This is a genomic window from Thermodesulfovibrionales bacterium (assembly GCA_035622735.1).
Classification (GTDB): Bacteria; Nitrospirota; Thermodesulfovibrionia; order Thermodesulfovibrionales; family UBA9159; genus DASPUT01.
Window position 1 is genome coordinate 1 of sequence record DASPUT010000162.1, and the last position, 11,036, is coordinate 11,036.

Here is an 11,036-nt window from a genome sequence, read left to right on the forward strand (position 1 = left end):
TAATGATCTGGTACAAAGACGCACCCTTTGAACAGAGTGTTCCTTCGTTGATTGGATGCTCCGGGTCACCTTCCGTGTTGACAACCTTCCCATCCTTCACGGAGACGAGGATGCCACAGCCAACGGAACAATAAGGACATACCGTAGTCGTCTCTTTTGCGCCTTTAATCCTCAGCCCCTGAGCGTGGGCCTTCACAGGATCGAGGTTGACTCCGAGCGATCCAAGCGCGAGAGTTCCGCCGGACAATTTTAGGAAATTACGGCGTGATATCTGCATCATTCTCCTCCTCTTTAAAGGGCCGTACACCCGTGAGCAGTGCGCCACGGCCACGTTGATACATTGCGTACCGTGATGAATTTGTTAAGGGAGTCTCCGCGTTGTGCAGTACTTCATACCTGGTGCGTAAAGAACCTGCATTTCACCTGCAGAAGCGAGTAGTGATAACCACATCATGACTATTAAAAAAAAATTATAGGTTTATGAAAAAAATATGTCAACCCTTTTCTTCTTTAGCAGCCGCCTTCTCGGCGATTATCTTCTGGGCCAGGTGTGCCGGCAGTTCTTCATAGTGGGAAAATTCCATGGAATAGAGTCCCCTGCCCGAGGTGACACTCTGGAGCTGGTTCGCGTATGTCAGCATCTCCGCCATCGGGACGAGAGCCATGATCTTCTGGTTGCCTCCCGCCTGGGGTTCGACGCCCTGCACCTTACCCCTCTTCGCGTTCAGGTCTCCGATGACAGAACCGAGGGTATCGTCCGGAGTTGTTACTTCCACCTTCATAATCGGCTCGAGCAAAACAGGTTTTGCGTCGTGTACGACTTTCTTGATCGCCATCGAGCCGGCAATCTTGAATGCCATTTCCGAGGAGTCAACGGAGTGGTAAGAACCGTCATAGAGGCTTACCCGGAAATCCACGAGTGGGTATCCCGCGATGACCCCTTCGTGCATCGCCTCGACGATACCCTTTTCGACGGCAGGAATATACTGGCGGGGGATAACCCCCCCGACTATCTTGTCTACGAACTCGAATCCGCCCCCTCTCGGCAGCGGCTCAATTTCTATCCAGCAGTCTCCGTATTGCCCTCTTCCGCCTGATTGTTTCTTGTATCTTCCCTGTCCGCTCGCGGAAGCCTTGATCGTCTCACGGTACGGGATTTTGGGAGTCTTCATGATTACTTCCACCCCGAACTTTCTCTTCAGCCTCTCGAGGGTGACTTCAAGGTGAACCTGTCCCATCCCGGAGAGGAGCATCTCCTTCGTTTCTTCATCGCGGTGAAATTTCAGAGTCGGGTCTTCTTCGAGTATCCTGTGGAGTGCGGAGCTGACCTTATCTTCATCTCCTTTTGACTTGGGTGCTATGGCATAGGAAATGATCGGCTCCGCAAATTTGACCTTCTCGAAGACGATGGGACCGGACTCATCCGAGAGCGTGTCGCCGGTGTTCGTCTCCTTCAGTTTGGCAACAACGCCGATTTCACCGGGACCGATCAATTGCGCCGGAACCTGTTTTTTCCCGAGGAGATAAAAGACTTGGCCTATCCTCTCCTTTGTCCCTGCTGTCGTGTTCAGGACGGAGGAGTCTGCCTTGAGGGTCCCTGAATAGACCCTGAAGATCGAGAGTTTTCCCGCGTAAGGGTCAGCGATGGTCTTAAAGATATAGGCAGAGAATGGGTCCTTTTCATCGGGTCTTCTCTCTATCTCCTTGCCGTCTTTCGTCTGCTTGCCTTTAATCGGCGATATTCGGGCCATCTCAACAGGAGAAGGGAGACAGAGCACTATCGTGTCGAGGAGTTCTGCCATCCCGATGGTCTTTGCCGCCGACCCACAGGCAACAGGGATGAACCTGCGGGTGAGCGACCCTTCCTTTATCCCTCTGACGATCTCGTCGTCTGTCAGAGCGCCGCCATCGAGATAGCGTTCGAGGAGTGCGTCGTCGGATTCGGCGATCTTTTCGATGAGTCTTTTCCTGTAGCCCTCAGCCTCGGCAAGGAGTGCGGCGGGTATCTCAGTCGATGTGGGTTTCCCGCCTGAGAACGTGAGGGCCTTCATGGAGCGGATATCGATGATGCCTGAAAAGGTATTGCCCGCACCGATAGGCATCTGGAGCGGTATCGCCTCTGTTTCGAAAGACTTTTCCACTTCCGATAGGGCCCGAGCAAAGTTGGCGTTGTCCTTATCCATCTTGTTCACAAATATAATTCTCGGAATCTCGAATTCGCACGCATATTTCCAGACTTTTTCGGTCTCAGCCTTCACCCCGGAAATTGCACTCACAATGATGACTGCCCCGTCGACTCCTCTCAGGCAGCCCCTGGTATCTTCGAGGAAATTTATGAAGCCGGGGGTGTCGATGATGTTTATTCGGTGACCGTTCCAGGCGCAGAAAGCAAGAGACGACGAGATAGTTATCTTTCGGGCAATCTCCTCCGGTTCAAAGTCGGTGGTAGATGTCCCGTTGTCCACCGAACCCAGTCTGTCGATCGAGCGGGCAGCAAAGAGAGTGGCTTCGGTCAATGAGGTCTTCCCCGCACCCCCATGCGCGATGACAGCAACGTTGCGAATCTTTGACACGTCAAAGTTGGCCATGTAATCCCCCTTCTATAATCTATTTATGGAATATTCAGTACGTAACCTCAGAGCGTGCGAAAACGAGAACCCGGATTCTCAGCCAGAGGGTCCTCAAGGTTTCCGTAATTTTAATCTTTAAGAGAGAAATACGCAAGGGCTTGAAATCATTTCCGGAAGAGAAGACGGGTTCCTCAGAAGAAACTCTTCATGTGAGCCTCCTTCCTCTCTGCGGGAATGATCAAGGCGCCTCGGTCAGACTGCTGCGAACTTTCAAGATCATACAAAACGGCTCCGGAAGCATCTCTTGACAGATTATTCGAGAATTTCCTCGATCGTCGGTTTGTATTCTATATTTTTCTCCGCCCTGACGCTCCATATCCTGATGAGGAGGAAGGATAGCAGAAAGGCCCCGAAGCCCGAGACTGCGGAAAGGATATCCGGGTCTGCCTCTCTGAAGAGCCCGCTCAGAAACTCTTTTCCGATCACGGCGCCGATAACGAGAGCGAGAGTCGGTACCCCGTACACGAGCAGGGCACCCTTAAGGTACGAGTAAGGCTTCATCACCACCTTCACCTTCTGGCCTATCGCGGCACGTATCGTATTAACCGCTTCTATCTCTGCCCCGGATTCAGTGAGTTTACACCCTGCCCGGCATTGGTCGCAGGCAGATTTTCTTTCTACGGAGACCACAGCTATAATGCCGTTTACCGCCTTGACGATTCCGATTTCATCCATTGTCCTCGCGAGTGAGCCTGTAGCTCCGAGCGGAAAAGGGCAGGCCCGTTTCTCCTCTCATCTCTGCGTCTGCAGCCGAGACGCTCTTTTATCGAACAACCCTGTTGTTCTGGTCGAGACGAATGATCGTCGGTCTGAAATCGGTAAGGTCCTCGGACGCGAAGTAGCTGTAACAGAATATAATCACCTTGTCGCCGACTACGCCTTTCCTCGCCGTCGGCCCGTTCAGACAGATTTCTCCGCTCTTCGCCTTCCCGGGCATGACGTAGGTTTCGAATCGCTCGCCGTTGTTCAGATTGCTCACCATCACCTGTTCGAAGGGGAGGATGCCACTCTCCTGCAGGAGGTCAGAGTCTATGGTTATGCTGCCTTCATACGCGAGATTCGAGTCGGTAACCGTTGCCATATGGAGTTTTGCTCTCAGGACGCAGCGTAGCATAATGATCTTCTATTCGATGATCTTGGGGACCCTGAAGAAATTGCCTGACCTGTCCGGTGCATTCGCAAGGGCGGCGCGAAGGGGAAGGGAACTTCTCAGAGCGTCCTCCCTCATCACGTTGTTCATCTCAAGGACGTGGGAGGTCGGGTCAACCCCGGAAGTATCGAGTTCATTGAGTTTCCTCACATACTCGAGAATGCCGCCGAGCTGGCCCGAAAACAGTTCTTTCTCGCTTTCCGAGAGTGAAAGCCGCGCAAGATGCGCGATATGTTCTACCGGTATTTTCAGTTCGATTCCTCTATATCTTTTCGAGATTAGCAAACCTGAGAACGAGTTTCTTTATTCCTATATTGGGGAAGTTTACCGTGACTTTTTGCTCTTCGCCGTCGCCGTAGCAGTCCCTCACAACACCGACTCCCCATTTCGGATGCCGTACCCGGCACCCCGCCACATAGGGGAAGACGCGTTTTGACGAATCCGCATCCCTTCTTGCAGGGGCCTGCGCAAGGGAAGTGCGAGTCGATTTCTCAATCCACTGACAGCACTCCTTCGGGACATCGAAGAGGAAACGTGACGGTTCCTGATTCTGGACTTTTGTGTAGAGCCTCCTCTTGCCGGCACCGGTGAGGAGAAGGACATCCTTCGCCCTCGTCATGCCGACATACAAAAGTCGCCGTTCTTCATTGATTTCATCGGGACTGTCGAGAGCCTTAAAATAAGGCAGCACGCCTTCTTCGAGGCCGATGACGAACACGACGGGGAATTCAAGCCCCTTAGCCGTATGGAGCGTCATAAGGGAAACAGCGTTCTCCTTTGGGGAATCGTCAAGGTTCGTGAGGAGGGCGACTTTTTCGGCGAAATCCTTGATGCCGGTATTTGCGGCAGACGCAATGAGTTCATCGACATTCTCATTTCTCTCTTCATCAATGAACTCACGGTAACCCGTCCTGTCGATAATATCCTTGAGCATCTCGGCTGCCGTCTTATATTTTTCAGACGCCACGTCTTCGATGAGGCGGATGAATTGCTCAAGACGGTCTGTGATATCCTGCGATTTCTTGAGCGCCGATTTGTTGGTCTTCATCGTCGATTTCAATGCCTCGAAGAGGCTGAGGGATCTCTTCTTGGCCTCCTGTTCTATCCTCGACAACGTGGCGGCACCTATTCCCCTCGGAGGGCAATTGATTATCCGTCTGAAACTCACGTTGTCATAGTGATTCAGGATAAGGCGCATATAGGCGATAATGTCTTTAATCTCCTTCCTCTGGTAGAAGGCGATGCCGCCCAGAATGCGATAGGGTATCCCCTCGTCCCTCAGTTTCTCCTCCACGGCACGCGACTGGATGTTGACCCGATAGAGCACGGCAAAGTCTCTGTACTCGTACGCTCCTTTCAGGTAGAAATCCTTTATGGTCTTTGCAATGTGCTGTGCCTCCTCGTCTTCGCTGCTGAGCCAACAGTGGTACACCCGCTCTCCGCATCCCCTACCCGTCCAGAGTTTCTTCTCTTTCCTGATGGGATTTCTTGCGATGACTGCGCCGGCCACATCGAGGATATTCTGCGTCGAGCGGTAATTCTGTTCGAGGCGTATTATCCTTGCACCGGTAAAATCTTTTTCAAAACGGAATACGTTTGTAACATCAGCACCACGGAACCGGTAGATGCTTTGATCATCGTCACCTACGACGGTAACATTCCGGTGGGCAGAAGCGAGCAGTCTCAAGAAGCGGTACTGGGCATAATTGGTGTCCTGGAATTCATCAACAAAAATGTACTGGAATTCGTCCTGATACTTTTTCAGGATTTCGGGATGTTTCTCGAAAAGCGTAAGCGTGAGACAGATGAGGTCATCGAAATCGAGGGCATTACACTTCTTCAGTTCGTCCCGATAACGCAGATAGACGCGCGCGAGCTTTTCATCGAATCCGAAGCCGTCGCCGGTCGAGAGGAATTCTTCCGGACCGATAAGGGACGATTTGAGGGCGCTGATCCTCGCTGCGACGCCGCGGTAAAGGGCTTCGTGGATCTTAAATTCCCGCAGGATATGCCGTATGAGATTACGCTGATCATCATCGTCGTATATCGAGAAATCGCGCGAGTATCCCATGGCGTCGATCGTCTTCCTGAGTATCTTGCTGCACTGTGAATGAAAGGTCCCGACCCAGGAGCCATGCATATCCTTTCCCGTCAGCGACGAAATTCTCTCTTTCATTTCATTGGCCGCCTTGTTCGTGAACGTCACGGCGAAAATGGATTTGTTGGTGAGGCGCTTTGCCTTCAAGAGGTACGCAAACTTGTGCGAGATAACCCTCGTCTTCCCGCTCCCCGCACCTGCGAGTATCAGGAGAGGGCCTTCGGTATGGAGAAGGGCATCGCGCTGCTGGGGATTCAAACCTTCTAATAAGCTGTCTTTCGGCATGGGGGATCGCTTCTATAATACCATAAATGGCAGGACGGACGCCAAAATTTCATGACCATACCAAAGACACGCTCCGGTCCCTGATTATTCAACGGTAACGCTCTTCGCCAGATTCCTCGGCTGATCAACGTCACACCCCCGTAATACGCCGATGTGATATGCGAGGAGTTGCAGAGGCACGGTCAGCAGGATTGGCGTCAGATAGGCATTGGATGGCGGAACGGACATAGAGAAATCAGAGAGTGCAGGAACCTCACGATCTCCGGCGTTCACGAGAGAGACGACTTTGCCGCCCCTGCTCTTCACTTCCTGGATGTTGGAGATTATCTTTTCGCGGAGCGTATCTTTCGGCGCCAGGACGACGACCGGAAGTTCTTCGTCTATCAGCGCTATGGGCCCGTGCTTCATCTCTCCGGCGGGATACCCTTCCGCATGAATATAGGAGATTTCTTTGAGTTTGAGCGCACCTTCGAGGGCAATGGGGTAATCGATGCCCCTGCCGAGGTAGAGAAAGTCGTCTGCCTTGCAGAGGGCCTTCGCCATGGTTTCTATATCTTCGTTGCGTTCAAGGATCTGTTCCACTTTGTCGGGGAGAGAGAGCAACTCCCTCAAGAGGAGACCGGCCTTCTCTCCCGACAGGGCGCCCGTTGTCGAACCCACTGCCACGGCAAACAGGTAAAGCCCGATGATCTGGGAGGTGAAGGCCTTTGTGGATGCGACACCGATTTCAGGGCCGGAGTGGGTATAAAACACGGCGTCTGCTTCCCTCACCGATGAGCTTCCGACCACATTGCAGATACTGAGGACTTTCGCACCAATCTTCCTCGCCTCCTTCTGGGCAGCAAGGGTGTCGGCGGTTTCCCCTGACTGGGTTATCGCTATGAGGAGGTCGCCCGGTTTTATGAGGGGGTTTCGGTACCTGAATTCCGAAGCCACATCGACCTCGACGGGGACCCGTGCGATATTTTCGATGGTGTATTTGCCGACGAGGGCTGCGTGCCATGAGGTGCCGCAGGCGACGATGAAGATCTTCCCGATAGCCTTTAGATCGTCTTCCGTGAGACCGAACTCTTCCAGGTTCACTTCTCCTCTTTCCGCACTGAACCGTCCCCTCAGCGTATCCGCAATCGCCCGCGGCTGCTCGTAGATCTCTTTCAGCATGAAGTGTTTATATCCGCCTTTTTCCGCCATGGAAGGGCTCCACGATATGGACGTCACCTCTTTCTGGATCGGGACCCCTTCGAGCGTCGTTACCATGACACCGTCATCGGTCAGAATCGCCATCTCCCCGTCGTCGAGGAACATCACCCGTTTCGAGTGATTGAAGAAGGCCGGCACGTCGGAAGCGATAAAGTATTCCCCGTCACCGAGGCCGACGCAGAGGGGACTATCTTTCTTTACGCCGATGACCTTGCCTTCTTCTTTTTCACTGATCACCGCGAGGGCATAGGCACCCCTGACGTCTCTCAGGGCGTCCCGGACAGCATCTTCCAAAAGACGCCCCTCCGAATATTTGTGAATGAGGTGGCACAATACCTCCGTGTCCGTTTCAGAGGTGAAACGGTACCCTTCCGCAATGAGCATTTGTTTCAACTCCAGGTAATTTTCGATTATCCCGTTATGGGCGATGACTATCCCGCCGGACCTGTGGGGATGCGCATTCTCCTCCGAAGGTTTCCCGTGAGTCGCCCAACGCGTATGTCCTATGGCGGTTCGGCTTTCCCCGCTATCTCTTCCAAAGAGGCTGAGGAGGTCATTCACCTTGCCTTTGCACCTCTTGATCGCTATCTTTCCTTCGGAAAAATAGGCTAGCCCTGCTGAGTCATAGCCCCTGTATTCAAGGCGCTTGAGTCCTTCCAGCGCAACCGGGATGGCGTCTCCCTTTCCCGTATATCCGATTATCCCGCACATGACAGCAGTCAGCAATCGGAGGATGGCTTCATAAAGCAGCCTTCCCGGCTACCTGACACGCTTCTGCCTCCCACCCTTCTTTTTTTCTCCCTTCCCCGTTAGGCCTTTCTTCAGCACCCAATTTCTTATGTTCTTCTGCGGCACCCTCGAAAGCGCCAGCGACATCGGAGGAACAGGTTCCGTTATCGTGGAGCCTGCACCGACATACGCTCCCCTTCCGATCGAAACGGGCGCGATGAGCTGTGTGTCGCTCCCGATAAAGACGCCGTTCTGAATCTCTGTCCGGTGCTTCTCTTTCCCGTCATAATTACAGGTTATGGTCCCGGCGCCGATATTCACGTCCTTTCCCACGAGCGCATCTCCGATATAGCTCAGATGCGATGCCTTCGTTCCGTCGCCAACGACAGACTTTTTTATCTCCACAAAATTGCCTATCTTTGCACGGGAGCCTATCGATGACCCCGGCCGTATATGCGCAAAAGGTCCGATCTGCGCATTCTTCTTTATCTCCGATTGTTCTATGACGGATGAATCTTTTACCGTCGTATTGTCTCCGATCACGCTTCCGGTGATGCGCACATTGGGATATACCGTGCAGCCGCGGCCGATACGGCTGCCCCTCTCAAGATAAACATTTGGATAAACGAGCGTGTTCCTCCCGACCTCCACCCCCGCATGGATGTGAACCGAAACGGGATCGATAAAATCGACTCCGCCCCTGATCAGGTCGTTGACGATCCTCTCCTGCATGACCCGCTCGGCCCTCAAGAGTTCCTGCCGCTTGTTCACCCCCACGAGTTCATCCTCTGATCCGATACCGTAAACCCCTACGCGCAGATCTTCCTTTGCAGCTATCTCGACGAGGTCGGTCAGATAGTATTCTCCCTTCGACTTGTTTATCCGGATCCTTAAAAGAAGCCTTGTGACGGGTGCGCTGACCGCATAAATCCCGCTATTAACCTCCCGGATTTCTTTCTGTTCGGGAGAAGTATCTCTCTCTTCGATGATCTGCCGGACCCTGCCGGAATCGTCTCTCACGATTCTGCCATAGGACGAAGGATCGCCCGCGAAGAAGGAAAGGACAGACAGGGAGTCCGCATGTTTTCTTGACCGCTCCAAGAAATGTTTCAGGGTATTCACGGTAATCAGGGGAGTGTCTCCGTTCAGTACAAGTATCGTCCCTTCAAAACTACCGAGGAGCGGGAGGGCCTTCAAAAGGGCATCACCCGTCCCTTTCGGCTCTTTCTGCACCGCGTAGGAAATCCGGGAGCCGGTGACGGCACGCCTGATCTGCTCGGAATGTTTTCCGACAACGATGACTGTTCTTTCCGGATTGACCCCTTCGACCGCGTCGAGGACATACTGGAGCATCGGCCTGCCGCAGAGCTCATGAAGGACCTTCGGCTTCGAAGAGTACATCCTCTTTCCGAGACCGGCCGCCAGCACAACGCAGGCTATTGGCATCTCTCCGCCTCGAGAATCTTCGAAGGTGCCGCGATGCCTCCGGAGAGGATAATCTTAATGCCTTCCTCTATAGGTATGTCCGTATAAATGATGTCTGTTTCCCGAAATAGCACGATCTCCCCGAGGTAGAGGTTGTTCGTGGGGATATAGACGGCCCTGAGGCATAATTCACTGCGATTCTTTTCAGACTTTATCGTGCATTCCTTTGTGAGGAAACCAAAGGAAAACGATCCCTGTCTCGGGTATTCGACCACGACAAATTCCCTGAATGAACTCTTGTTCTCCGGTGAGAAGGCGTCGACGAGATGCTTCACCGCCGTATAGAAGCCTTTAATCACGGGGATCTTCAGGAAGAGTCTCTCCAGGAAGCCGATCACCTTTTTCCCGAAAACATTCGTCGAGATGAAGCCGGTGATGAACACGAGAATGACGGCCGATATGAATCCGAGTCCCGAGACGTGATAGCCGAGGATATTGTCGAAAAAAGGAAGGAGCCCATCAACAAACTTGAAAAACCAGACGATCGCCCAGATGGTTATTATGCCGGGAATCGTAATGACGAGCCCGGCAAGAAATCTCCTCTTGATGGTGCTGCGGATAGAGGTCATCTTATCTTTCTGCCTTGGTCATGACCTCATCGGGCACGTCAAAATTCGCATACACGTTCTGTACGTCTTCATTCTCTTCGAGGATTTCTATGAGCTTCATCGTCTGCTCCGCGGTCTTTTCATCGAGAGGGACATAGCTCTTCGGGAGCATCGTCGTCTCTGCAAGGGAAACAGCTACGCGCGATCCCTCAATGGCCGTCTTCACGGCGTTCAGATCCTCCGGCGACGTGATCACCTCGTAACTGTCTTCCCGGGGATCGTTCCTCATGTCGAGGGCTCCGGCATCGAGAGCGACGGTCATCAGGGCGTCCTCGTCGGTCTTGTTCTTTTCGACAAGGATGTATCCCCTTTTTTCGAACATCCAAGATACGCATCCGGCCTCACCCATGTTCCCGCCGTGCTTCGACATGATATGCCGTATCTCGGAGACCGTCCTGTTCTTATTGTCGGTGAGCACTTCGATGAGAACGGCGACACCGCCGGGACCGTATCCTTCATAGATGAACTCTTCGTATGTCGTCCCGGGCAATTCCCCGGTACCCTTCATAATGGCCCGTTTAATATTGTCATGAGGCATGTTAACCTCTTTCGCCTTCTCGATCGCAGTCCTGAGCCGCGGATTGCCTTCAGGATCACCTCCGCCGAGCCGTGCGGCGATGGAGATTTCCTTGACGATCTTGGTGAATACCTTGCCCCGTTTCGCATCTGTATGAGCCTTTTTGTGCTTGATCTGAGCCCATTTCGAATGTCCCGCCATGATTTATTTCCCTCCGCTGCTGGTCCATTATTCTACCACAGGAGACGCCCTTTTTTTAAGACTGAAAGGAGGATGTCGGAAGTCCGTATCGTAAGCCAGGCAGGAGAAATGAACCCTCATGCTGCCGTCAAAG

10 protein-coding genes are annotated in these 11,036 nt (G+C 52.9%); all 10 read right to left on the reverse strand.

Annotated elements, in window-relative coordinates:
• On the reverse strand, positions 1-277 hold a 277-nt coding region (locus tag VEI96_08520), incomplete at its 3' end, for a twin-arginine translocation signal domain-containing protein (protein ID HXX58027.1).
• 217 nt (positions 278-494) lie between these two features.
• Complete coding sequence (gene fusA, locus VEI96_08525; protein ID HXX58028.1) at positions 495-2,588, reverse strand: elongation factor G; 2,094 nt, start codon at positions 2,586-2,588, stop codon at positions 495-497.
• A gap of 294 nt (positions 2,589-2,882) precedes the next feature.
• Positions 2,883-3,305 carry a SoxR reducing system RseC family protein gene (locus VEI96_08530; GenBank protein ID HXX58029.1) on the reverse strand — a complete coding sequence of 141 codons (423 nt, stop codon included), beginning with the start codon at positions 3,303-3,305 and terminating at the stop codon, positions 2,883-2,885.
• An 88-nt stretch (positions 3,306-3,393) separates the two neighbouring features.
• Complete coding sequence (gene panD / locus VEI96_08535) at positions 3,394-3,744, reverse strand: aspartate 1-decarboxylase (GenBank protein ID HXX58030.1); 351 nt, start codon at positions 3,742-3,744, stop codon at positions 3,394-3,396.
• A 9-nt stretch (positions 3,745-3,753) separates the two neighbouring features.
• Positions 3,754-4,065, reverse strand: a complete 312-nt coding sequence (gene gatC, locus VEI96_08540) for an Asp-tRNA(Asn)/Glu-tRNA(Gln) amidotransferase subunit GatC (GenBank protein HXX58031.1) — start codon at positions 4,063-4,065, stop codon at positions 3,754-3,756.
• Positions 4,043-6,163, reverse strand: a complete 2,121-nt coding sequence (locus VEI96_08545) for a DUF3553 domain-containing protein (GenBank protein ID HXX58032.1) — start codon at positions 6,161-6,163, stop codon at positions 4,043-4,045. Before VEI96_08545 ends, gatC begins: the two co-directional genes overlap by 23 nt.
• Before the next feature lie 84 nt (positions 6,164-6,247).
• The gene (glmS, locus tag VEI96_08550) at positions 6,248-8,089 is read right to left on the reverse strand and encodes a glutamine--fructose-6-phosphate transaminase (isomerizing) (GenBank protein ID HXX58033.1); all 1,842 of its coding nucleotides are present in this window, start codon (positions 8,087-8,089) and stop codon (positions 6,248-6,250) included.
• Positions 8,090-8,122: 33 nt separating this feature from the next.
• Positions 8,123-9,538: a bifunctional UDP-N-acetylglucosamine diphosphorylase/glucosamine-1-phosphate N-acetyltransferase GlmU gene (gene glmU / locus VEI96_08555; GenBank protein HXX58034.1), complete on the reverse strand. Its 1,416-nt coding sequence runs from the start codon at positions 9,536-9,538 to the stop codon at positions 8,123-8,125.
• Positions 9,529-10,146, reverse strand: a complete 618-nt coding sequence (locus tag VEI96_08560; protein ID HXX58035.1) for a DUF502 domain-containing protein — start codon at positions 10,144-10,146, stop codon at positions 9,529-9,531. Before VEI96_08560 ends, glmU begins: the two co-directional genes overlap by 10 nt.
• Before the next feature lies 1 nt (position 10,147).
• Complete coding sequence (locus VEI96_08565) at positions 10,148-10,903, reverse strand: YebC/PmpR family DNA-binding transcriptional regulator (protein HXX58036.1); 756 nt, start codon at positions 10,901-10,903, stop codon at positions 10,148-10,150.
• Positions 10,904-11,036 lie beyond the last annotated feature (133 nt).

What these genes read in the sequence shown, in the direction of transcription:
- VEI96_08560 (HXX58035.1), bottom strand. Translation starts at nt 10,146, where the DNA reads ATGACCTCTATCCGCAGCACCATCAAGAGGAGATTTCTTGCCGGGCTC.
- glmU (HXX58034.1), bottom strand. Translation starts at nt 9,538, where the DNA reads ATGCCAATAGCCTGCGTTGTGCTGGCGGCCGGTCTCGGAAAGAGGATG.
- panD (HXX58030.1), bottom strand. Translation starts at nt 3,744, where the DNA reads ATGCTACGCTGCGTCCTGAGAGCAAAACTCCATATGGCAACGGTTACC.
- VEI96_08545 (HXX58032.1), bottom strand. Translation starts at nt 6,163, where the DNA reads ATGCCGAAAGACAGCTTATTAGAAGGTTTGAATCCCCAGCAGCGCGAT.
- fusA (HXX58028.1), bottom strand. Translation starts at nt 2,588, where the DNA reads ATGGCCAACTTTGACGTGTCAAAGATTCGCAACGTTGCTGTCATCGCG.
- VEI96_08565 (HXX58036.1), bottom strand. Translation starts at nt 10,903, where the DNA reads ATGGCGGGACATTCGAAATGGGCTCAGATCAAGCACAAAAAGGCTCAT.
- VEI96_08530 (HXX58029.1), bottom strand. Translation starts at nt 3,305, where the DNA reads ATGGATGAAATCGGAATCGTCAAGGCGGTAAACGGCATTATAGCTGTG.